Raw genomic sequence first — 24,248 nt, forward strand, 5'->3', positions numbered from 1 at the left:
GCGCGTTGGCGTGACGACCGCAAAATTGTTTGCTTACGCAGTGGGTGCGGCAGTGTTGGGCGTGAATACTCTGGAAGCTATTGCAGCCCAGGCGCCGACAAACACGTCCGAACTATGGGCCGCGATTGATGCCCAGCGCAATCAAGTTTTCGCCTGCCAGTTCTCATGTCAGGCCGGACAATGGAAGCCTCGTAATCAAACGCAACTCATGGATAATGTCGCTTGGCTCGGGCAGCTATCGCCGGGGCAGATGATTACTGGACAGGCGTTGCTCAAACTGGCTAGTCAATTGCCCTCGGGCGTGGTGACGGCGGATCGAAAGTTGTGGGCCCCCAACGCCGCGACGGTCGGTAAACTGGCTTGGCAACATTATCAATCCGGCCGGCGTGACGACCTGTTCACGTTGGCGCCGCAATACTTTCGCGCCAGCGCCGCCGAGGAAAAACGCCAAACACAATCTGGCGCAAAAAAATAGCCCGACCATTTAGGCCGAGCTATTGGAACATTCAGCTCATTTTAAGCTGGCGAAAACGGTGCGCGTTTCAGCCGGTGCCGCCCGTATCGTGCTTCAAATCTCCAACGCGAATCTTAAACGAGGCGACATCGGAAATCGAATCGAAATGATTTCCCACGCCAACCAGAACGCCGTTGGATCCGTCGTCAAAGAAATCGGAATCTCCTCCGCTACAATGGATGACGGTTACTGTATTCAACTTGCCGGTGCCTAAATCCACAAAAAATTCTTCGCCGCTTCCGGCGGAAACTCCATTTAACACCACCACGTTTCGGCCATTGCCGGCATCTAGCGAAAAACCGTCCACGGCGCTGACTTTGGTCAGCGAGGCCACGTTCGTTCCGCCGCCTAACCAAACATTGACGTTGTCATCGGTCGAATGCACGTTGGACATGACCAACACGTCGTTGCCGTCTCCTACGCCGCCGGAACTGGGATCGTCCATATTGACGGTGATCGAGCCGAACACCGTCGTATCGGTAAAAGTGACGATGTCGCTGCCACCGCCCATTTCAATATCAATGGCACTAATATCATCGCCAGTGGCTGAGCCGAATTTGAAGGAAGTGCCAGTTTTCCCGGTATCCAGGTTGCTCAGCTTCGTGGCGGCGCCCGTTACTTGGATGATGGGGGCGCCATCCACATTTTTGCCAACCTGACGGACGGTAATGATGTTATTGTGGCTGTCGCCGGTAATCGTTAGTGTTCCAGCGTTCGTGGTTAGACTATCCACCATGACAGTACCGTTCAACACGGTTCGATCCTCCAATCGTTCAAATCCGAGCTTCTTCGCACTTAACGTCGATCGGCGCATACAAATCTCCTCTGAAACGGAATCGATTTAGCCCCAATACATAGCTCGATTTTAGCAAGCTTCCGAAAAGAAGAAAACGGAAGTCGTGCAGAACTGGTTTAGGCGAAACAGCCACTGAGCGCAAAAAAAGAGCGCTCGCGGGAAATTTGGTCTCCCGGAGCGCCCGTTGGTCGTCTCTAATCCAACTTTAATTCGTCTTCCTGTAATCTCAAATCTATCGGAACGGGTCGACTATCCAAAGTGGTTGTGCGATTGCACCAGCGTGTCGACGCCCAAGAAGGTAGGAATGCTGGGCGAGCTGCTGTTGACAATGGTCAATACGTCGTGGGTACCGCCATCCATGTTAATGAAGATGTAGTCGGCCACCAACGCGTTGACCGTTACCACGTCATTGCTGTCGCCGGTGCAAATGGATGATTCGCCGACGACATTCACCTTGCTCAACGTGACGACGTCCGTGGCGGCGCCGGTGTTAATTTCCAACCCGGCTGGCACACAGTACGCCAAGCAGCAGCAACTGCCCACGCACTGGTTGTCATAGTTGAAGTTGGAATTGGTGATTGTCACCACATCGGTGCCGTCGAGGCTGCTGAAGTCGGTCGTGCAGATCGAAGTTTCCGCAGCGATGTTTACCGAGGTCAACGTGACCACGTCGGTCTGGTTGCCGGTATAAATCAACAGCATGCCTTCTTCCAACGCACAGAAATCGCAGCAACCCCATTGGGTATTGTCGGCTTCCACATTGTCACCGGATTCGGTGCCGGAGTCGCCGCACTCGCAGCAGATTACACTTTCCTGCGATTGCAGGACGTTCACTTTGACCAACGTCACCACGTCGTTGCCGTCCTTGCCAGATGAGTACGACAAGTCGGTGCTTTCGCCGGTGCACGGGCAGCAAATGTCACCCGAGGTGTCGATCTGCAGGAACCCGTAAACCGTGGTGCTGGTCATCGTGACGACGTCGTTGCCGACGCCGGTCTCGATGCACAGGCCACTGGTGTCGTCCCAGCAACTATATTTGCATGTTGGCGCATCGCCAAATGAGGAATTGACAATGGTCACCACGTCGTTGCCTTGGTACGTGTTAATTTGGGTCAAGCAACTAATGGACACGCCGCTGAGCGTATCCACATCGGTTCCGCTGCCGCCGAAAATATCAGCGCCGCAATCGATAAAGGGCAAGTAATTCAACGATTCGAAGCCGTAGGGCACATCGCCGTAAGGACTACAAGGCGGGTCAGCCTTCGTGACGGCCACACTGCTCATGGTGAAGGCGTTGGTACCATTGCACAGCGAAACGAATAGGCCGCCATCGACCGTTGTCTTGGTAATGGTTACCGCATCGGTGGAGTTACCCCCTTCAATCGATAAATCGTAACCGAAGAACGATTGCGTAATCGTAATCGCGTTAACCTTGCTGCCGCCAACGATGCCGCAAGCAAGTTCCGTGGTCACACCCGTCAGCACTAAGGTGTTATTTCCGTTGCCGAGCAGAACTCCCAAGCTGATGCCATCCGATTGCCCCTGAATGTTCACATTCTTCAGCGTGACAACGTCGTTGCCCCCTTGAGTCATATCGATGAAAATGCCGTTGTAAATTCCCGAAATGGGGTTGGTTCCGTGTACCGTGGTGCCTGACCCAGTCACTTTGAACGTGTTGGCCGCGGTCTGTGTGAGAGTGAACACATTTGCGGCGGAATCGCCAGTAATTACCAAAGCGCCCCCATCATTGGCCACGTACACATTGCCGGCCAACATCCGGCGATCTTCAAGTCTCTCAACGCCCCAGCGATTACGCTTCAAATTACGATGCACCTTCATAGCCCTAACTCCATTTTGTAAGTTGATGATTGAGCCCGATACTTTTCTGGAATTGCCGTTTGGAACGTGCGAGTGGACCGAGTATATCCGTGAGGTAGCGGATTGTGAAGTTGCAAAAGATAAAAAATTTATTCCGTTAAAGTACTCTGGCCATTTTGCCCAGTTTGCTATGGATCCAATGGCCCAGCGTGAGCAGGGGGTATATGTCGTGATCTTCGCAAAATGGGGGTACGGAAGGCCCGCTGCGTCATAAACTCCTGTTGAAACAGGAGTTTCAGAGATATGGCGACAACAATCGGGCCATCCCATCGCGTAATCGCACAGCCAGTCGCCGGGAGTCGACGGTTTTCAAATCGATCCGTCGAGCCGATTTTTGCTTCGTTTCAATCAGGCTGCCAATGCTAGCAGCCAGCTTCGAATCGTAGCATTCGACATCGAATTCAAAGTTCAGCCGCAAGCTCCGAGGATCCCAATTGCTGGAGCCTACGAGCGTCCACAGGCCATCGACCACCATCAACTTGGTGTGATCGAACGGGGCCAGCGTCAGCCAGACGTTACAGCCATGCTCCAACACTTGCCACAGCGTTGCCTGCGTGGCCCACTGGACGGTGGTTAGATTCCCCTTTTGCGGAAGCACAATGTTTACCTCCACGCCGCGCATGGCAGCTACATTGAGCGCCGCCACGATGGATTCGTCTGGCAAAAAATAGGGAGTGACAATCGACACTTTGCGCTGTGCTACACCCAGCGCGCCAATCAGTGTTAGGCCGATCACTCCTTTGCTTTCGTCAGGGCCAAACGCTACTCCTCGGGCTAAGGTTTCGCCCGCTGCCTCTTGCGACGGATACCACAAATCGCCCTTGAGAACTTCGTCGGTGCTGAACGCCCAATCTTCGGCAAAGACTTCCTGCAATTGTGTGACAACGGGTCCTTGCATTCGGAAGTGAACATCCTGTGTCGGAAGTTTGGGATGTTCCGACAACCAGCACCCTTCTCGAATATTCATGCCTCCGGTGAATCCCAACTGCCCGTCGACGACCAGTATTTTGCGATGACTCCGCAAGTTGAAATAGGCAAAATATCCCGGCACCAGCGAGCGCATGAACGTTTCGGCCCGAATGCTTGCCCCCCGCAGCAAATGCACGATGCTGGGGAATGTGTACCGTGCGCCAATATCGTCAATCAACACACGAATTTCCACGCCCCGTTGTTTGGCTTGCCCCAGCGCGTGCGCGAAAAGTTTGCCAACGCGATCATTGTCGAAAATGTAACTGGCCAACGTAATGGATCGCTGCGCGCTGTCGATGGCGTGCAACATGGCCGGATAAGCTTCGTCGCCTCCTACGAGCGGTTCTATTTTGTTCCCCTGCAACAGCGGCCGCATGGTGGCATTGCCGACTAGCGCCACCAGCCGTTCGAAATGTTCCCCTTTGCGGCCCAGCGTTTTCTCGATGAGTTCCGGCGGCGCGGTGTGCTCGCTGGCACAAGGTTCCGCGCCCGTTTCGCCCCCGCGCCGCAATTTTGCTTTACGATGAATGCGGTTAATGCCAAACATCCAGTACAACAAGGCGCCCAGCAGCGGCGTTAGCAAAATCAAGCCTACCCAGCCGATCGTGGCCCGGGTATCACGCTTGTACAGCACGGCGTGGCATGCCGCCACCAATTCCACAATCGCTACGACGGCCGTCGTCAGGTGGGGCCAAAAATGCTGGAAAAAATACGACATGGCAGCTGGCAAGGTGTGGTGCGGTTATAGAACGGCAAGTTTCTTCTGCATTTTCTTCACGGCAATTCGCTGTTTTCCCCGGCCCCGAACTTTGGTAGTTTCTCGGTTGTCTAACCATAAGAATGTAATGGAAACGAGCTGCTTCCGACACGCCGGAATTGTCCCGGTCGAAGTTGTTATAATTGAACGATAACGCATTCGACCGCCTGCCTACCCGCCCCGCCTGTGTCGGTTCCAATCCTGCCCGCGGTTTACAACCTTGAGTCGCCTGTCGTCATCGTCACCGTCGAATTGGTATTTGATCCGCCGCCTGCTGGGGCTTGGATGGCGGCACCGAACCGGCTGCATCGCCGTGTTCGTGCAGCAATCGGTTTTAACCGTGCTGGCCCTGTCCCAGTTGGGGTTAACTGGCCTAGGAATCGATTATCTTCGCAGCCGGGTTGATCCGGCGGCGGCCGCCGCTCACTGGCCCTTTGGTTTGCATCCGCCGCTGGCTTGGCCGCCGTTGGCGGTCGTGGGTTCGATTGCCGCAACGATCTTCATTCTGGCGTTGATGCACGCTTCGTTGCGTTATTGGGGCGCCGTCACACTTTCTGATTTGGTGCAGCACATCGTCATTTGCGTGCGCAGCGAAGTGTACGACAAACTGCAACGCCTTAGCTTCCGCTTTTTTGACGCCAACCAAAGTGGCTCGATTATCAACCGCGTGGCTGGCGACGTGCAAGCGGTGCGCCAATTTGTCGACGGCGTAATTCTGCAAGTGTTAACGGTGGTCCTCTCGTTGGCCGTGTATTTGGCCTACATGTTGAGCGTAAATGTGCCGCTGACGCTAGCCTGCTTGGCCACCACGCCGCTGTTATGGTGGGGGGCTGTCATTTTTTCGCGGTCGGTACGGCCAGAATATCTGAAAGTTAGCACACTGCTCGATCGACTGATCCTGACGCTCTCGGAAAATGTTCAAGGCGTGCAAGTCGTTAAGGGCTTCGGCCGTCAACAGGAAGAAATCAAAAAATTTCAAGCCGGCAACCGCGTCGTAATGGACGCCAAGAAAAAAATCTTTCGGCGGCTAAGCATGTTTCAGCCGGTAATGGGCTTCTTCACCCAAATTAACATGATCGTGTTGCTAGGCTATGGCGGTTATTTGGTGGTGATAGGAAGTTTTCCGCTGGGGGCTGGTTTGTTCGTATTTGCCAATTTGTTGCAACAATTTGCCAACCAGGTAAGCCAGGTCACCAACATTGCCAATAGCATTCAAGCCAGCCTGACCGGCGCCCAGCGGGTGTTTGAAGTGCTTGATGCCCCGCTGGAAGTCGAAACTCCCGCGCATCCGATTCCGCTTGCCTCTGCCAAAGGTCGCGTCCGTTTTGAGCATGTTGACTTCGGCTATCGAGCGGATGTGCCCGTGCTGCGTGAAATAGATTTCGAAGCTGAGCCGGGGCAGTGCATTGCCATCGTCGGGGCCACGGGCGTTGGCAAAAGCACGCTGCTGAGCTTGATTCCGCGGTTTTATGACGCTACCCACGGCCGCGTGTTGATCGATGGGCTTGACGTTCGCGATTTGGACCTGGATCAGCTACGCCGCAACGTGGGACTGGTGTTCCAGGAAAGTTTTTTGTTCAGCAACACGGTGGCGGCCAACATTGCGTTCGGGCATCCTGAAGCCACTCGAGAGCAAATTGAACGAGCCGCCAAAATTGCTGCAGCCGACGAATTTATTGTCAATCTGCCGCAGGGTTATGACACAGTAATTGGCGAATATGGCTCGAATCTTAGCGGAGGGCAACGGCAACGACTGGCGATTGCGCGAGCGATTTTATTGCAGCCGCCAATTTTAATTCTCGACGATGCGTTGGCTTCCGTCGATCCAGAGACCGAGCACGAAATTATGATCGCCATGGAACAGGCCATGCTCGGCCGCACGACGTTTGTCGTGGCCCATCGTTTGAGCACGCTCCGCCGGGCCGATTGGGTGCTGGTGCTCGACGAAGGCCGCATCGTGCAATCGGGCACGCACGAACAATTGATGCAGCAGAATGGCCATTATTTGGAAGCCGCCTCGCTGCAAACTACCGAGGCCGATTGGGAACTGGCGGCGACCGTACCATCTGCCAACAACGAAAAAGCCGCTTGAGAAACTGCCCATCGCTTCATCCCAAAACCTAAACCATTTCCCTGCATGTCCTACTCTGCCGCACGTACCCTGACCCGACTGGGCATTCACGATGAATGCGAAGTCGACCTTCGCCCCTTGGAGCTGGGGCTCATTCGGCGGCTGTTTAGTTATACCCGGCCATATGCGACGAAGCGGAATTGGCTGCTGGCGCTAGTGGTTCTTCGTTCGATTCAACTGCCGGCGCTGACGTGGATTTTGTGGATTGTCATCAAAGGGCCCATTGCCGCCGGAAATGTGGCCGGCGTGTTGTGGGGCATGGTTGCTTTTACGGTGTTGGCGCTCAGCACGCAATTCGTCATGCACTACCGCCAGCGGTTGGCGCTGGAATTGGGCGAGGCGGTAGTGTTCGATTTACGCAATCATATTTTCGCGCATTTGCAAACCATGCCGATGGGTTTTTACCATCGGACCAAGCTGGGACGCATCATCAGCCGCATGACATCGGACGTGGAAGATGTCCGCATGGGCGTACAGGAAGTGCTGTTTATCAGCTTGGTTCAAATTGGACAGATGGGCATGGCTGCCGTCGTCATGCTGTGGTACGACTGGCTGTTATTCTTGATGGTTCTAGGCTTGGCGCCGGTGTTGTGGCTGATCAATAACCATTTCCGCCTGCGGCTTAGCATTGCATTGCGGCAAATGCGCGATTCTTTTAGCCGGGTCACCGCCACGTTGGCCGAAAGCGTGAACGGCATCCGCGTTACTCAAGGCTTCGTGCGCCAAGATGCAAATGCCGAAATGTTCGGCGATTTGGTGCGCGACCATGCTCAGTACAATACCGTCGTCAATCGCACGCAGGGATTGTTTTTGCCGCTGTTGGATTTGAACAGCCAATTTTTTGTGGCCGTGCTGCTGTTCGTGGGCGGTTACCAGGCGCTCCGGCCCGGCGCCACGTTGCACGTGGGCGATTTGGTCGGGTTTTTCTTCATGGCGAATTTGTTTTTCTCGCCGATTACCACACTGGGAAATCAATATAACACGGCCCTCACGGCGATGGCTGGCGCCGAGCGCATTTTCAATTTGCTCGATTACGAGCCCGATTGGAAAGATGATTCCGCGGCGACTGATTTGACCGCCGTGACCGGCAGAGTTGAAATGCGGCATTTGCACTTTGGCTACGATCCCGCACGCCCGGTGCTGCACGATGTCACTTTCACAGCGCAGCCCGGACAAACCGTGGCGCTCGTCGGACATACCGGCAGCGGCAAAACGACGATCACGAATTTGATCGCCAAGTTATATTTGCCGACGCAGGGAGAATTGCTGATCGACGGCCACAGCATCACGTCCATTACCAGTGCCTCGCTGCACCGGCATATTGGCATCGTTTCGCAAACGAATTTTCTGTTCACCGGCACGGTGTTGGAAAACATTCGTTTGGGCCGGCCAAGTGCGACCGATGACGAAGTGCTGGCCGCGGCCGAGCAGCTCGATTGTCTCGATTTAATTTCCTCGCTGCCCGACGGCTTTCACACGCAGGTGGGCGAACGGGGTGGAAATTTATCGCTCGGACAGCGGCAAATTGTGTGTTTTGCCCGGGCCATGCTGGCTGATCCGCGCATTCTAATTCTCGACGAGGCCACCAGCAGCGTTGACACTATTACCGAAGCCCGCGTCCAGAGGGCGCTTTCTCGGCTTTTGGCTGGCCGCACAAGTTTTGTGGTGGCGCACCGGCTGAGCACGATTCGCGATGCGGACCAGGTGCTGGTGTTGGAGCACGGCCGGATTGTGGAACGCGGCACTCATGTGGAATTGCTAGCGCAGGAGGGCGCATACACCGCTTTGTATCGGCGTTTCGCCGCCCATGCGGCGTAGATTCTTCCTTCACCGTGCATGAGAGGGCCGGCGCAAGCGTTCCAGCTACTTTTACGGGTTTGCTTACTTCGGCGTAACCGAGGCAGCTCGCGGTCCCTTACCGCCTTTGCTCCCGCCGGAATTATCGACGGTGAATTCTACCTCTTGTCCGACTTCAAGATTGTCGAACTTCTGGTCGGCCACCGTCGAGTGATGAAAGAACACATCTGTGCCATCACCCGTGGCGATAAACCCAAAACCCTTATCCTGGACCAATTTTTTAATAGTGCCGGCCGGCATGCGAAACCACTCCACGGGCGTCAGAGTCACAAGCGCAAAGCACGGCACACGCCCTCGTTCGCCGTGCATTACGAACGCGGTCATCCGCCTTGCGAAACCGTTCCGCCAAGAGCACATGCCGCGACAAACGCAAAACAATTTGTCGGCCGAGAACCGATCGGTACGGCCGACGCTCTCCCCTGAGCCCAGTGATAAGCTTCAACCTTTGTCCCACGCGACCGGCGAATGGCGCCTGATCGCAGAGCGTCCAGAATATGCGGCTGCCGCTTGGAAATCAAGGCGCTGGGCCACTTTTTACAAAAAAATCCAACAAAAAAAGCCCGACCGTGTCCTTCGCCAAAGGCGATGGAACAAGGTCGGGCTGGATGACCGAAACGAATTCCTACGAGGCCGAATTATTCGTGGCCACGGCTGCCGCATTGCTGCTGGTGGCCGTGGTTGCTTGTGCATCGGTGGGCGTTCCGGTAGGAGCCGTCGCGCTGGTATCTGTTGCCGAGACATTCTGGGAGGCTGTCGAGCCGCTCGTTGTCGGCATGGTCGCCGCCGTGGCGGTCGGTGTGTCGTTGCTGACGGTATTTGTCGACGTGGCAATTGGCATGGCGCCGCCGCTGGTCGGTGTGGAAGCATCGACCGGCAGAACATCGGAGCGGCCGATCACGAGGCCATTGTTCAACTCGTTCGCTTCCGCAATTTCACGGTGGCTGTCGACCAGCACGTGCAACATCGGGAATTCAGGCTGATTGGCCGCCAGCGGCAAGCGGATATCCACCGACACTGTTTGTCCGGCATCGATCGAATCAACTCGCACCCCGGCTTGCGGCAAATCAGCAGTGGGCTGGGCATTGCGAGCTGCCAGTGCCACCACATTGAACGGATGGTTAATGGCCACCTCGCTATTGTTACGCAGCCACACACGGAACGCGGGGCCTAACTGATTGGTCGGATCGCCGCTGTCGATGGTTCGCACCGCCAGTAGTTGTAAATCGGCCCCTTGGCACGTCGCCACGGGCACATTGCACCAATAGCCGCAGCCGTAGCTATACAGCGGGCACCAGCACGGATAATTCCAGCAGAACCACCAGGGGCAAGGGCGGCAGTCCTTCTTGCCCATGTTAATGTTCTTATCTTTGAGGAAAGCAACTTTTAGCTTTGGCGAATTGTTGCCGCTCAAGTTCGGAACATTATTTCCTTTATTGTTGACGAACGTTTTTCCATTATCGTTAAGCTTGGTCACCATTTTGTTGGGATTCGTGTTATTGAGCACCGTCGGCTTTTGCGAATCCAACTTCGTGTTGGTCGGTTGGTTCGTTTTGAAAATATTGGAACCGATCGTTTGGCCAAAGCCGCTGTTGCCGCTCGCATGGCTGTTTCCATTGCCGCTGGGATGATTGGCGGCTTTCGCCATTCCACCGAAGGCAAATACTGTCGCAGCAGCTATTACTAGCCGGCCTGCGGTTAAGGCCCCGGGGTAACGTCGGGCCAAATTCCTCGATTCGTAAGTTCGTCGCATCGAAGCGGCTGCCACCGATGTGAAACAGAAAGTAAACATGGTTGTATCTCCTGTGCAGGTAAGCATTTTCAATGGTCGGGCCAGCCACATGCTTTGGCCCTCTAAGGAGATAAGCGTGAAATTACGCCCAATGTTACACAGGCCGCAAAAGATGGCGAAAGCGGAGCGGTGGTAGCCGGATGCTCACATTTTTTACTGGCGATCATCCATATTCGGGCCCGGTCGCCGCGGCGACCGGCTACATTGAAAACGTTACAACTACGAGACGCGCATTAGCGCGTCACGTAGCACATCAAAGAGCGTTCGGCCACCCGCACAGGTCCAACCAATGGTGGCGGCGGCCCGTCGAGATTTGGAAAGATATCCGACTGCGGCTCGGCGGCCGTGTCGATAAACCGCCGCCATTTCAACGTGCGAACCAATTCGGGAATTACAAACTCTCGCGCCTGGCCAACCGGGTTCAGCATAAGCATGATAGTTCGGGCCCGTTCGACGATGCCGGTTGGAACGGCCGATGGTTCACTAACCGGCGGCTTCTTCAGGTCCGTACGATCTTCAGGGTTGGTTGCCGCGGGTGCGCCGAATACGCAAATCAGACCTTGCTCGCCGTTTTTCCAATCGATGGAATGCCCATCAGGACTGAACCAACACACGTCGGGCAGTTCTCCGGGCTGCGCCGGAATGCCGCTCAAAAAGTTTCGCCGCCGTAGCGCCGGATTGCTGCGCCGGAACTTCACCAGCGCTTGCACAAACCGCACCAAATCGGCCTGTTGTTCCACTAGCGACCAATCGAACCAGGAGACTTGGTTATCCTGGCAATAGGCATTGTTGTTGCCGCGCTGGGTGCGGCGGCATTCGTCGCCGGCTAGCAACATCGGTACGCCCTGGCTGAGCAGGAGCGTGGCCAAGAAGTTTTTAATTTGCCGCAGGCGAATGGCATCGATGTTCTTTTTCCGCGTCGGGCCTTCCACTCCGTAATTGGCGCTGTAGCTGTTATCGTCGCCGTCGCGGTTGCCTTCGCCGTTATCTTCGTTGTGCTTGAACGAGTAACTTACCAAATCGTTCAGCGTGAAACCGTCGTGGCAGGTGACGAAATTGATGCTGTGATACGGCTGCCGCCCGCCGGCCTGGTATAAATCGGCCGAGCCGGCCAGCCGCGTGGCCATGCCGCCCAGCAGGTGTGCATCGCCCCGCCAGTATTGCCGCAATTCGTCTCGGTAGCGGCCATTCCATTCCGCCCAGCGGAGGTTGGCAAACGAGCCCACCTGATACGCTCCGGCGGCATCCCAGGCTTCAGCAATCACTTTGGTGTCCGCCAGCAATGGGTCTTCGGCAATCAGTTCCACGACTGGCGGGTTGGGAATAATTTCGCCATGCCGGTTACGGCTTAAAATCGAAGCCAAATCGAACCGGAAGCCGTCGATGTGATAATTTTGCACCCAATAGCGGAGGCACAAAAACAGCATTTCGCGGCAAATGGGATGATTGCCGTTGATCGTGTTGCCGCAGCCGGTGAAATTGCGATAAAAGCTGCCGCCGTTGCCCAGCATGTAATACACACGGTTTTCCAACCCTTTGAAGCTGAGCGTGGGGCCTAATTCGTTGCCTTCGGCCGTGTGGTTAAATACCACGTCCAAAATCACTTCAATCCCGGCCTCGTGCAGGGCCTTCACCATGTGCTTGAACTCGTTCACCTGGCAGCCTGGCTCATTGCCGGCGGCGTAACCCTGATGCGGCGCGAAAAATGCCAGCGGATCGTAGCCCCAGTAGTTGGGCCGTTCCAGTTTTTGTCCCCAGGGCGATTCCACCGGAAATTCGTGGACCGGCATCAGCTCGACTGCCGTCACTCCCAGCGATTTCAAATATGGAATCTTCTCGACAACCCCCAAATACGTGCCCGGCCGCTCCACGCCGCTGGTGGCATCGCGAGTAAAGCCGCGCACGTGCAATTCGTAAATCACCGTGTCGGCCAAAGGCCGCTTCAAATGCCGATCGTGTTCCCAATCGAACAAATCGTCAATCACGACGCACTTTGGCGGCCGGATAATGCCATCGTCGCTCGACAAAAAATGCCCGGCCAGCGCTTTGGCGTAAGGATCGATTAATCGCGCTTTACCATTGAAGCGCTGCCCTTGTTCCGGATCGAATGGGCCATCGGCCTGAAAGTGATACAACTGTCCGGCGGTCACGCCCGGCACAAAAATGCTCCAAATATCTCCCCAGCGGTCAATTTCGCGATCAAACGGAATCACCTCGGCCGGTTCCCGCTCGTCCACCCGATCGTACAACAACAGGCGCATAGCGGTGGCGGAGCGGCTAAACACGACAAACTGCACCCCGTCGGCGTGCAACAGCGCCCCATACGGCAGCGCATGGGTGAATTGCAATGCCGGATGCACGTGTGACGGACTAGCAGGGCGTAGCACGGCAGATTCCGCTGGGTCGGAGGAAGATTGCTTTCGATGGGGAACATCTTTGGACATGGCTTACCCCGCAAGACAAGCGCGGCGCCGGCGAGTTTGGCGCCGCGTGGCAGGAAGCCAAGTGTCGGCGGTTCGCTCCGGCGACAAATTAGCATACCACCTCAACCGGGCGCGGCATCCGCGAACTTGAAAAAATCCCCGCCGCACGAAAAAATTCGGTCCAGTTGTTTGGCTTGTGCCGCTTCAAAAGAATATCAGATTCCTGAAGGCCGAACAGTCTGCGGAAACTTTTCCGGGCAGCATTTCATTGCGGTACAGGCCGTGATCGTTCGGCGGCAAGCGGCCATGGGATGTTCCAATTGCCCGGCACCCAAAAATCGCCAACCCCTTTTTCGATTTTCGACCCCAACGTAAAATCCTCACTCATTCCTGTTTGGCTTTGACTCCGTGTCTCTGTGTCTCCGTGGTGAAAAATTCGGTCCTTTCTAGCCCCATGGCCAAAGCAACTTATAAAGATGCCGGCGTCGATTTGGAGCTGTACCGCCAAAGCATGGCGCGGCTGCCACCGCTGTTGCATCGCACGTTCACCCCGCGAGTTTTGCCGCTGGATGGCGGTTTTGCCGGGCTGTTCCAGCTCGATTTCGCCAATCATTTGTTTGCCCGCCACTACCAGCAGCCGGTGCTGGTTAGTTGCACCGACGGCGTGGGCACCAAGCTGAAAGTGGCCCAGCAGGTCGGCACGCACAACACGGTGGGCATCGATTTAGTCGCCATGAGCGTGAACGATGCCCTGTGCTGCGGCGCCGAACCGTTATTCTTCCTCGATTACGTGGCAATGTCGCACGACGATCCGCCACTGTTGGAGCAACTGGTCCAAGGCATTAGCAACGGTTGCTTAGAAGCCGATTGTGCACTGTTGGGAGGCGAAACCGCCATCATGCCCGATTTGTACGACCGCGGCGATTATGATTTAGCGGGCTTTTGCGTGGGTGTGGTGGAGCGCAGCCGCCTGATTGATGGGCGGGGGATCGAGGCCGGTGATGCAATTGTCGGCATCGCTTCCAGCGGTTTGCATTCCAATGGTTACAGCTTGGCTCGAAAAATTGCCTTCGACATTGCCGGGCACAAGTCCGACGACGTTATTGACGAACTCGGCGGCGCCGTCGGCAATGTGCTGCTCACGCCGACCCGAATTTACGCGAAAGCGGTCCGCCGCACGCTCAGTCATTACACGGTGAAGGAAGTTGTTCACGGCATCGCCCACATCACGGGCGGCGGGTTGTTGGAGAATTTAGGCCGCGTCATTCCGGAAGGCTGCCGGGCAATCATCCGCCGTGGTAGTTGGACGGTGCCGCCGGTTTTCGCCTGGTTGCAGCGCTTAGGCGATGTCGAGCAGGCCGAAATGGATCAGGTGTTCAACCTCGGTGTCGGCCTGGTGATGGTGGTCAGCCCCTATTATGCCGACAGCATCCGCAACCAACTGTCCGATTGCGGCCTGGAAAGTTGGCAAATTGGCCGCGTTATTGCTGGACCCCAAGGCGCGGTGTGGGAATCTTAAATCCTCCTGGCCCTGCGCGGGGGTTATGTGTCGCAGCTATGACCGGCATATTCGCCACGCGATTCTTCCGCATCATTTTTATTTTGGCGGGCTGCTATAACCTGGCGTTCGGACTTTGGACCGGCTTTTGGCCTTTGCACTTTTTTGAGATTTTTGGCGTTCCGCCCCCGCGCTATCCGGCGATTTGGTCCTGTCTGGGCATGGTCGTCGGTCTTTACGGTCTGCTGTATTGGTACGTTGCCTGGAAGCCGGATCAAGGCCGCCCGATCATTGCCATTGGCCTACTCGGCAAAATGCTCGGGCCAATCGGCGTGGCGCTGAACCTTAGCGAACTTTGGCCGGCGCGATTGGCGATGCTAAACGTCTTTAACGACGTCATCTGGTGGCTGCCGTTTTTTCTGTTTTTGATTCGCGGCACAGTCTTAGCCCGCCGTCTCAGTGCTTGGCCGCCATGGTGTTGCGCTGCCACCAGCGCGCTGGCTTACCTTGCCATGGGCTTGTTGCTTCAGCCCGGTCTGGCGCCAACTGACGGCATTGAGTCGTGTGCGACCTACCTTGCACAACATCCGGCCCTATGGTCCTTCGGCTGGCTTGCGCTGATGTTGGCCGACTTCGGCGTAATGGTGTTTTACCCTTGGTGGGCCGCACAATTGAAGCGATCTCGTCTTGCCACCGTGGCGGTTCTGCTGGCCGCCGTGGCTTTTGTGTGCGATTTCAGCGGGGAAGCAATCTCCTTACTGCTGCTCAGAGAGCACTCGTTGCCAGTGTTGATCGATCCGACACAATTCGACACGGCCGCCTTCATAAACTGTGAGCGATTGTCGACATTGCTCACTGCCGGCGCGGCTAACTTTCTGTACACGGTCTGCGGCATTCTCTTGTTTCTCGCTACGCCAAATCTTCCGCGGTCAATTCGTCTGGTCATGTGGTTCACTTGGTTGATGGGCTTGCTAATGACCGTTGCAGCCTGCCTGAATTGGGTCGGCGGAATGGTGATTTCCAACATCGTTTTGTTTCCCTTGCTGATTTTTTGGACGATTTGGATGGCCTTGCGCTGGAGGCCGGCGTGAAGCGAGTGATTGTTCTCGGCGGACGAGGGTTGTTCGGTCGCACGGTGGTCGAGCAGCTCCGGGCTGCGGGTCTTTCTCCGTTGGTTGCCGGCCGGCACGCGGCCGGCAGCCGAGCTTATCGTAAACGCGGAAGATGCCGTTTCCCTCCGCAAAGCTCTTGCGCCGGGCGATTTAATCATCGACACGGCCGGCCCGTTCCAACACCGCACCCTAGCGCTTCTCAAAACCGCGTGCGAAATTGGCTGCGACATCATCGATGTGAACGACCATCTCGCCTACGCGCAGCAGGTCCTCGCACTTGAAGCTGAAATTTTCCGAGCCGGCATCCGCGTGCTTAGTTCCGCCAGCAGCGTATCTGCTATTGCCGCCGCACTGCTCCACGAAAGCGGCGCCGACTCCGTTTATCTGCCTCGCATTTGGCCCTCGCTGCAAGATGTTGCAATGTATGTCGACGCAAACACGCCGGGCGTTAATATGTTGCTGTGTGCGGCAGCCCATCTGCCAGCGCTGCGCTGGTTGCTGTTGCACACAGTGAACTGGGGCACAGAGATTGCGCGCATGATTGGCTCCCGTGCCGGCGGCATCGGTTACGAAATTGAAGATGCTGCAGGATACGTGGCCAGATTCGCCTTGCTATCCGCACAGAACAGCTTCCTTGTTGCCGTGGCTCCGGCCGTGCTTGCCGCCCAAGCCATGGTCGCCGGCCCCTTCCAGCCTACCGGCCTGGTTCTGCCGCACAAGCAAATCGAACCCGCCGAGCTATGGGCGTTCTTCAAATCGCACGGAATTGAAATCGCACGATTGTCCTAATTGCAGTTTGGGCACTGTACCTCTAAAACCACACACAGCGACTTAAGTATCTATGCCGTGGCGTGTTAACTGAAGAGCAATAAAAAAAGAATTATCATAGCAACTGCCGCAGCGCCTAAGGCCGGTAGTTGCCCAAGGCCTTTATAAATCTCTCCCACAAACGCCACTAATGCGGCTGCTGCCAATAGCCGACCGCAAATTTCACGCTTCCAGCTCGTCTTTATTTCTCCGCGGCTTCCTCTAGCAGTTCTTTGATCGTCCATACGTGCCCCGTTAACTTCGCTGCCATTGCCGGTGTCGTTTTCTTCCCACACGCTGAATTGCAACGGCAATAGTTATACCATGCCACAAACAAGCTTATCATCGCGGCATGGTGGCGAAATGTTTTGCTGTGTCGTTTTGGCGGTACAGTGCCGCAGAAGCCAGCTTGCTGTGTCTTAGATGCTGTGAGTATCCGGCGATTTGCTGGTGGTCGAGCAACTTCACGCCGTTCAATACCCAGCATGCGCCGCGGCGTGCAGCTTGGCTTGCTCGTCGATCGTCAGGCCAGCGATTTTGTCGGCGTCGAAGAAATGATCCCGCGTCAGGTGCGTCCAGTAGGTCATCCCGCTGACGCCTGCTTCCGGCGGATCAATCGTCTTTAGCCAAATCCGCAGTTCGCTGGCATTCAGGCTCCGCAGCCATTTACTGGGGGGCCGGCCATGGCGGGTAATTCTGGCAGCATCCGGCTCATGAACCTTGGCCTGCACGCTGGTATCGGTTGCGTCTTCGGCAAATACCGGCTGCTTGCTGCTAAGCCGCATTTCGACCGGCACGTCGGTCTCGGGCAAGTATCCGCTGCGGGCCGTATAGGGCTCGCCGGTTTCCTTATTGATGGGCGTGGTGATGCCGGTGAGCTTCCAGTGGCCGTCGGTGTAATTTTCGCGCTCGTACCAGCGCCAGGTTTGATTTTCGGCCGATGTCCAATGTTCCGGATACGCATTGGGCGCACAAATTACCTCACCGTCGGCCTCTTCCTGCGATGGCGCCGCCATTCCAATCGTCGCCGCGGCCAGCTTGTCCAGCCCGCTAAAACGCAGCTTCTCCGCCAGCGTGAACATGCCAAAACTAACCCAGAATAAAAATCGTCGGCGCTTCATCATTTCACCAGGTGTTCCTCGCGTGCAAACCACATTCAAGTATAGGATGCGCAGGAGCGAACGGATTGCTTCCCTCGGCTGGCGGTTTAGCGTGGCGGGCATTTCTCACCGCGCCGAGACTTAAAAATGCGTATCACCCGTCGAAGGGGTGGCGCCCAAAGCGTTGATTTCCGGCGCCCGCTTCATCCACGCGCTGCGTTGCCAATTATCTGCACTGCTGCGCTCCGACACAAAATGGGGCAGGGTAAACAGCAGCCGCTTGCTCAGGCCGTTCACAAACGGCTCGTACGTGCCTCTCAGCTCGGCTAACTTGGCGTCGGCCACCGGACCCTCGTGCAGAAGAAAGCCTGCGGCCTGCAACATTTCGCGCAACTGATGCAACTGTTCCGGCGGGAGCCGATCCTGGTGCTCCGCCGGCGGCGACTGCAACACCAACGATAAATCCACCGCCGCATGCCGCGAGATTGCAAACGTGAGCTGCGCCTGAAACGGATTGTGGTCTTTCACCAAGGCGATGAAAACTGCGCACGTATCTAACACCGCCGTCAGCGACGAAAGCCACGATTGGTTGTCGTGCTGCGAACGGTAAAAGCTGAGCATCGGGAACGATAAATGGCTTTCCAGCAGCTCGGCCGACCACCGTTCCCATTCCGCCAGAAATGGCATGATCGCTGGAATATTGCCCGCTCGCCCCACGCGCAATAACATTTGCGCGGCACTGGGCGGCGAACCGGCCCGGGCGTCCAACAGCGCAATCATGGCTTCCCGACGCGAAAACGCTTGATAAATCACCGGCAGATAGCCAATGATTAGCGCCAAAAACCCGAAGCCCATTCCAGCTTGGATCACCGCCAACACGCGGCCCAGCCCGGCAACCGGCGTTACATCCCCGTAGCCCAGCGTGAAAAACGTATTCCCGCTCCAATACAGGTATGTCAAAAAGGACGGCTCGCTTTCCGGTGCGTGCACCGCCGTGCCCAGCGACCAATGCAACAGAGCGAATCCAAAAATCAGCCCAATCACCCACGTGGCCAGCAGCGTCAACAACGACAGCGGCCCAAAGATGCTCAAAAACGATTCCCGCATTCGCCCGGGCGGAAATTGCAGGCCAATTCCGCGCCACACTTTCCAGGTGGTGACGTAAAACATGCGGACAAAGCGAAACCGGTGCGTCACCCGCCGCGGCAAAATGGTGGTTTCAAACGCATCCACCAACAGCGCCAGAATCAATACGACGCTCAGTAGGCTCACGACAATCTTCATGCGATTTGCGCCCTTCAATTACCCAGCAGTGCTGCGAAGCGCCGCAGCAATCGAGGACGATTCGCAATCGCTGCTAATCGTGCCCGCCAAACCAACGGGCCACCGATCCCCAATCGATCGGTTTTTTGGGGGCTTTCGGCGCTGGCTTGTCGATCGTCGTCGGCTGCGTCAGAAACGACCAGGGGGAAGGCAAAATCTTAACCGCCCCGTCGTCGGCTAGTAAAGTGGCCTGTGCCGGCGGTATGGCGGCATAGCCGGCCGTTTCCTTGGCGGCGGCAATCGGAGCCAGCGGCGCTATGGTCGAAGGCGCTACCGAGGCAAGCGATTCCACTTTCAGGCTGGACTGTTGAACCAGCGCGGGCTGCGGCACGGCTTGCGGCGGCGCGGAATCGAACTGTGCCGGACGAACTAGCTGATAGGCGGTTTGTCGGAATGGCGACCAATGCACCGTGCTTTGACGCATGGTGTCTGACGAGGAAGCATCGGCCGGCCAGCTTTGCGTGGGGTTAGGCGGGCTGGTTTCATTCCCACGGATCGACGATGGAATGCTCAATGTTGGCTCCGCCGTGTCACTGCGCAACTCAACAGTATCGGCCGAGGGGCGCTCGGCGGCGGGCTCAATCGTTCCTAAAAACGAAGCCTTGGCAATTGGCGCCGGAGGTTGCATGTGCGAAACGAGGGCCACCGGCGGCTTGCTGATCCAGCCGGTTTGAATTAAGGCGGCGGTAATCGCGCCCAGCGTGGTGATGAACGCCGCTGCCACCATCGCCGAAGATTGTAATTTTACTGCTCCGTGTTGAGCTTGGTCGCTCATTCCGCGCCTCCTTAGACTTGGTCTAAAATCGAGGAGGCGATTCCTTTCGCCGAATGAATTGTTTCGCACAGCCGTTGTGTTTCAGCCGACGATCGAACGACCGTCGAGTTTCGGCCGCGCCAAAATTCATTCACTGTATTGGATCGCGCTTCATTGTCACGACCCACGAGCTCGCACACTCGGACTGCTCTTCATTTTAAGATTGCAACTGGCGCGCCCGCCAGAATGGCGCAGCGAGAACCGGGGAAATTCTCGCAGCTAGCAAGCGCATTTCCGGCAAACTCTTCCCACCTTCGGCAGCAGTTGTAATTGCTACAAAACAAAAACCCGCGTGCCGGACAGTTTTGCCGGTGCAACTGCTGGTCATACCCACCGTGGGGTGCCAGTTCGTTCGCCACCCACACGCCGCTTAGAGATGCTTGTTATTCACATCTAATTGCGTTCATTCGCGGCGAATTTTTGCAACCAGGCTCTCATCCTTTCCCTTTGAACTTCAAATAATCGGCTCCGCCGCCGGAAGAGTTGTCGTTTTCGCGGTATGTGCCGGTGTCGTATTTCTCGTGCAAATCGTCGTGCAGCGAACGCAATTCCTCCAACGACCACGCTTCAATGTGCCACTCCGGAATGAGTTGGCTTTGATGATTCGGCCCGTGCAAGTGGGTCACGGTTTCTTCCTTAGTTGGGCTCCAATTGCCTTCCACCGACCAATGGTTGCCGCGCAGCGGATAGTGGCCGGTCCAATCGACCTTGGCCGCTTCCATCACAAAGCCGGCCGGCCGCTCATCAATGCCCTTGGCCAGGAAACCAAACGTCCACATATCCAAGGGCGTAGTGCAGCCGAAGCGGAAGTAACGAACAACCTGGCCCTCTTTATCGACGCTGGCCACGGTCGGATATTCCTGTTTGCCCAATTGCTTGATCAGCTCGGGCACGTCGTCCTTGTCGACAATTTGCAAATGGTTTCCTGATCCCTTGCCAATTTTCCAACCCGCTGCCCGCAGTTTCTCGAAATCGCCATTGGGCCTCATCAAGCGGCCCAATTCTTTATCGCAGTTCGGTTCCGTCTTGGAGGTGATGAACAACACCTTCGCCGGCAGCGCCTTTTCCGGAAACGAAGTTTGGGCGCTGGTGGACGAAGTGTGAGCTGGTTTCGTATCGGCCGGAGATCCGCTAGCCGGTTTCGCGGCGGTTTTTGTGGCCGTGGCATCCGAGGCGCGAGTAACTTGAATTCCAACCAACCCAACCGTTGCGGCCAGCGCAATAGCCCAAAGATGTTTGGCGCTGAAAGTCCCAGACGATTTCATATCCGTGGCTCCCATTCGCGTTTTGGCAAAGCCGAGAAACGCGGATTAAACCTCCGGGTTGCCGGAGGATGGCGGCGCCAAACCATCGTCCATGGGCTTGAACGCTAAAGAACTCCCGGCCTGTGGTCGTCATGACCATCCACGATTCAGCCGGAAGCGTGCAACTAGCGCGCCGGGAAGCCGCCTAGAACCTTCTGACGCAGCAAACTGCCGATCCACAATACTTTACCACACGATTCGCGCGCCGCTAGGAAAGTGCCGGCCTTTCCCACATGCATATTTTCCGCGCACGATGAGCTGTTTCTCACGGCTTCGCCGCGTTGTCGTCGTTGATTTTAACTTCATTCACCTGCTCCATAATCGCCGACACCGGAACGCTAAACAACCGCCGTTCATCGTGGGCGATAATTGACCTTCCCTGATCGGCAAACCCCACCACCTCATACGGTGTGAAATACTTACCGTTGTCTTCCCCCGGCATCCGCCACAGGTGCCTCTGACGGTCCAATAAATGGAAAATAGTGCCTGCTGGTGGCTGCTTCGGGCGTGACATGCCGCACACAAACAGTTTGTAGTCCGCCGAAAAATAGAAAGGACTACCTGGACATTCCCGGTGCGCACGCGATGAATCATCAGGATCAAAATGGACGTACCACACGTCCTCCGGTTTTGAATCGCCACGCGCAAAAAATTGAAAATGAAATCCCGTTCCAACCAGTCCTTCTATACGGCCCTGTTTACCTTCGTCACCCACCCGGACGAATTCACCCTCTTGCCCCGTGAATCGCACAATCTCACTCATGTAGGAGCCGGTCATGTGAAACTGCTCGTTTTTCTCCAAATCAATCCAGCCCCCTTCCCAATTACTGTAGTAATCAAACCCGACCTGATACCTCCAAATCACAAATCGCTCATCAGGCGACCATAGCAATTCTTGCGCGGTTCGGTTTGCTGGTAACAGGTTACCCAGCCGCTTTACAATTTCAAAATTCTTGTCCGTGATGACAAACTCTCGCGTGTCTTTTTCAAGCCCAATCCACCGATCGCTGTTCGACGAAGGCGTTAGGACTGTAAACGGTGTAGCTTGCGGCTTGTTCGTGGTCAGATTCCAAATTAATGGTCGAGGTCTAATGTAATTCGGCTCGACGAGGAGTTTACGATCGCGTGATATATAAAATGCCGGCTCCTTGCCTGTGTAAGGAATGCGAGTGTTGATTTTCCTCAAACTTGTAACCGTGCCGTTCAGCAACCCGTATCGAATCTCACAATCCGATGTTTTCCCGTCGGCGTTAGGCCCTTGGTATGCGAAGACAACGCCGTCTCCGTTATAAGTCCATTGCAAACCGATCACATCATGGGCTACAGAAGCAACCCATTTCTGGTATGCATCCCGGTCTAACTTACGCGCAATGACACTCGAATCACCCTCGGCATACGCATACTCCGGTTGCGCCAATACATGCGTCCACGTGTTCGGCACCTCCGATAACCGGCGCGGCTTTGGGTCATCAATGTTGCAAATGCAAACAAAACCCTTACTGACATACGCCACCCACTTTCCATCCGGTGAAACCACCGGATATGGCCATGAATAAAACAGAATATCCGGATCCAACACTTTCGCCCATGCTGGCAAATCATTGGCAGCATTCGCAGTTGCCACACACAAGCAAAACAGTACGCCCACAATCGTTGCCGCCACCAAGCCCGCCACCTGCTTGCGGTTTAGCTTGCATCGCCAAATTTGCCCGCCGTTCATTTGGCAACCTCCTCCGCTGCTGCCTTAATTGCCGCCAGGGGGACCGAGAATAGCCGAGTTTCGTCGTGCGCTACGATCGCTTTGTTGCCGTCAATAAACGCAACAGGATAATACGGGGCGATGAATGCAGAGGAATCACTGTTCGGAAAACGCCATTTGTGCCTACTTCGATCGATGAAGTAATAATTAAATCCTGGAGTTTCATTCGGTTGTCTGGGCAGCGCGATGGCGAAGAGTTGGCACTCCGAATCGCACAATACTTCTGGATAGCGTTCCATATGCCATGTGATCGATGGTTCCTTGCCGGGATCGGTGAAGCGATAGATTTCATGGCTATCGCCATTGCCATCAGGAATGAGTTCGAGATAGGACCCATAGGAACCGTCACCAAAATTATCTGGTTCGACACCTATCACTCCCACTCGCACCACTTCCCCGCCATTACTCGAAAAAACGAAATGATCGCGTTGAAAACCCGGTTTTAAATCCCTCCGTTTCCCGTTGGTCAGATCAATTCGAAACTCCGAGCACTTGTCCGATAGTGGCTCCAAGCTGCTCCGAAAGACTCGACAAATTGCAAACCGCTGGTCCGGCGACCAAATCAGGTCACACTGCCGATCGCGATCAAACGTCGCATCAAATCGTTTGGCAATCCTAAAATCCTCATCAACCAACACTAATTGCCGGGTATCGATTTCGATTCCCAAGTACCGGTCGCTCGTCGACGAAGGAAGCAAGTAATCGAAAGGCGTGGCTATCGGTTTATTGGCCACGATGTCCCATATCAATGGTGAGCGGCCAGTCGCTACAACGAATTTGTCGTCTGCCCGCACATGAAATGCCGTCAGTGCATGTGGCTCCTCGCCAATAGCACGGTCGATAGTGACGATTGGGTGGACCTTTCCCTCCAGTGATGCTTCCATGATTTGATAGCGCGCTGCATGGATGCCGCTTTGAGCATGATCTGCAAGCGCGTAGACAATTGCTTTGCGCTTCGGCGCCATTGAAGGCTGTCGACGTGGCTCATATCTGTGGTGATTTGATTGACCGCGACGTTCCCCAGCAGCCTGCGCACTTTCCATTCTTCGCCGCGAGCATCGCCGAATCCTCCTTGGGCTAAGAACTCTTCGATCGTCCCTTTCAAATCGGCCAATTTGTTGACAGTGCCATTTCCAACTTCGCACGCCCGGATCGCACCCATGCTGACATACGCAATCGATTTGTCGTCCGGCGAGAGCGCAATCGGCGGTTCCTTCCATTTCTCCCAGACGAAATCGCTGTCGAGCAGCGTTGCGCCCGGAGGTAACTTCGTCGCAGCTAGTGCCGTCGTCGGTTAATTGTAGCGGCATCCACAGTGTTGGAGGTAGTTGCGGCATTCGCTTTCGGTGAATAGATCGAGTACTTTGCCGCAGAGTTGCCAAAGTTTGTCGGTGGTTCGCTGGGCACCATCGCGGAG

The 24,248-nt window shown here is 55.7% G+C and carries 19 protein-coding genes; 7 read left to right on the forward strand and 12 right to left on the reverse strand.

Annotated features, from left to right (window positions below; all coding sequences use genetic code 11):
- The coding region (gene tsaB / locus VFE46_02150; protein HZZ26783.1) for a tRNA (adenosine(37)-N6)-threonylcarbamoyltransferase complex dimerization subunit type 1 TsaB at positions 1–475 on the forward strand (475 nt) is incomplete at its 5' end.
- A gap of 67 nt (positions 476–542) precedes the next feature.
- On the opposite strand, the gene VFE46_02155 is transcribed toward tsaB, so the two are convergent.
- Positions 543–1,328: a hypothetical protein gene (locus VFE46_02155; protein HZZ26784.1), complete on the reverse strand. Its 786-nt coding sequence runs from the start codon at positions 1,326–1,328 to the stop codon at positions 543–545.
- Positions 1,329–1,559: 231 nt separating this feature from the next.
- Complete coding sequence (locus VFE46_02160) at positions 1,560–3,149, reverse strand: hypothetical protein (GenBank protein ID HZZ26785.1); 1,590 nt, start codon at positions 3,147–3,149, stop codon at positions 1,560–1,562.
- A 25-nt stretch (positions 3,150–3,174) separates the two neighbouring features.
- Here VFE46_02160 and VFE46_02165 point away from each other — a divergent pair, with 25 nt between their 5' ends.
- Entirely contained in the window at positions 3,175–3,402 is a 228-nt protein-coding gene (locus tag VFE46_02165) for a hypothetical protein (protein ID HZZ26786.1), read from the forward strand.
- A gap of 21 nt (positions 3,403–3,423) precedes the next feature.
- On the opposite strand, the gene cls is transcribed toward VFE46_02165, so the two are convergent.
- Positions 3,424–4,875, reverse strand: coding sequence for a cardiolipin synthase (gene cls / locus VFE46_02170; protein HZZ26787.1), 1,452 nt, complete (start codon positions 4,873–4,875; stop codon positions 3,424–3,426).
- A 259-nt stretch (positions 4,876–5,134) separates the two neighbouring features.
- Between cls and VFE46_02175 the strand changes: the two genes are divergently transcribed.
- The gene (locus tag VFE46_02175) at positions 5,135–7,006 is read left to right on the forward strand and encodes an ABC transporter ATP-binding protein (GenBank protein HZZ26788.1); all 1,872 of its coding nucleotides are present in this window, start codon (positions 5,135–5,137) and stop codon (positions 7,004–7,006) included.
- A 45-nt stretch (positions 7,007–7,051) separates the two neighbouring features.
- A complete protein-coding gene (locus tag VFE46_02180) occupies positions 7,052–8,863 on the forward strand; it encodes an ABC transporter ATP-binding protein (protein ID HZZ26789.1) in 1,812 nt (603 codons plus the stop codon).
- A 63-nt stretch (positions 8,864–8,926) separates the two neighbouring features.
- Here the strand turns inward: VFE46_02180 and VFE46_02185 are convergent, their stop codons facing one another.
- The 3 genes from VFE46_02185 to glgX all read right to left on the reverse strand — a co-directional run bounded on the left by VFE46_02185 (position 8,927) and on the right by glgX (position 13,135).
- Positions 8,927–9,142, reverse strand: a complete 216-nt coding sequence (locus VFE46_02185) for a cold shock domain-containing protein (GenBank protein ID HZZ26790.1) — start codon at positions 9,140–9,142, stop codon at positions 8,927–8,929.
- A gap of 382 nt (positions 9,143–9,524) precedes the next feature.
- Positions 9,525–10,691: a hypothetical protein gene (locus VFE46_02190; GenBank protein HZZ26791.1), complete on the reverse strand. Its 1,167-nt coding sequence runs from the start codon at positions 10,689–10,691 to the stop codon at positions 9,525–9,527.
- A 233-nt stretch (positions 10,692–10,924) separates the two neighbouring features.
- The gene (glgX, locus tag VFE46_02195; GenBank protein ID HZZ26792.1) at positions 10,925–13,135 is read right to left on the reverse strand and encodes a glycogen debranching protein GlgX; all 2,211 of its coding nucleotides are present in this window, start codon (positions 13,133–13,135) and stop codon (positions 10,925–10,927) included.
- Positions 13,136–13,568: 433 nt separating this feature from the next.
- On the opposite strand from glgX, the gene purM reads away from it, so the two are divergent.
- The 3 genes from purM to VFE46_02210 are packed head-to-tail and all read left to right on the forward strand — an operon-like array spanning position 13,569 to position 16,513.
- On the forward strand, positions 13,569–14,633 hold the full coding sequence (purM, locus tag VFE46_02200; GenBank protein ID HZZ26793.1) for a phosphoribosylformylglycinamidine cyclo-ligase: 1,065 nt from the start codon (positions 13,569–13,571) through the stop codon (positions 14,631–14,633).
- A gap of 38 nt (positions 14,634–14,671) precedes the next feature.
- Positions 14,672–15,703, forward strand: a complete 1,032-nt coding sequence (locus VFE46_02205) for a hypothetical protein (protein HZZ26794.1) — start codon at positions 14,672–14,674, stop codon at positions 15,701–15,703.
- A gap of 9 nt (positions 15,704–15,712) precedes the next feature.
- Positions 15,713–16,513 carry a hypothetical protein gene (locus tag VFE46_02210; GenBank protein HZZ26795.1) on the forward strand — a complete coding sequence of 267 codons (801 nt, stop codon included), beginning with the start codon at positions 15,713–15,715 and terminating at the stop codon, positions 16,511–16,513.
- 491 nt (positions 16,514–17,004) lie between these two features.
- Here the strand turns inward: VFE46_02210 and VFE46_02215 are convergent, their stop codons facing one another.
- From VFE46_02215 to VFE46_02240, 6 genes are all read right to left on the reverse strand, one after another.
- Positions 17,005–17,655, reverse strand: coding sequence for a hypothetical protein (locus tag VFE46_02215; protein HZZ26796.1), 651 nt, complete (start codon positions 17,653–17,655; stop codon positions 17,005–17,007).
- Between the two features lie 117 nt (positions 17,656–17,772).
- Positions 17,773–18,915: an ion channel gene (locus tag VFE46_02220; protein ID HZZ26797.1), complete on the reverse strand. Its 1,143-nt coding sequence runs from the start codon at positions 18,913–18,915 to the stop codon at positions 17,773–17,775.
- Positions 18,916–18,988: 73 nt separating this feature from the next.
- Entirely contained in the window at positions 18,989–19,729 is a 741-nt protein-coding gene (locus VFE46_02225; GenBank protein ID HZZ26798.1) for a hypothetical protein, read from the reverse strand.
- Between the two features lie 473 nt (positions 19,730–20,202).
- A complete protein-coding gene (locus tag VFE46_02230; GenBank protein HZZ26799.1) occupies positions 20,203–21,033 on the reverse strand; it encodes a hypothetical protein in 831 nt (276 codons plus the stop codon).
- A 304-nt stretch (positions 21,034–21,337) separates the two neighbouring features.
- Positions 21,338–22,792, reverse strand: a complete 1,455-nt coding sequence (locus VFE46_02235; protein ID HZZ26800.1) for a hypothetical protein — start codon at positions 22,790–22,792, stop codon at positions 21,338–21,340.
- Positions 22,789–23,874 carry a hypothetical protein gene (locus VFE46_02240; protein HZZ26801.1) on the reverse strand — a complete coding sequence of 362 codons (1,086 nt, stop codon included), beginning with the start codon at positions 23,872–23,874 and terminating at the stop codon, positions 22,789–22,791. Before VFE46_02240 ends, VFE46_02235 begins: the two co-directional genes overlap by 4 nt.
- Positions 23,875–24,248 lie beyond the last annotated feature (374 nt).

Source organism: Pirellulales bacterium, assembly GCA_035656635.1.
Classification (GTDB): Bacteria; Planctomycetota; Planctomycetia; order Pirellulales; family JADZDJ01; genus DATJYL01.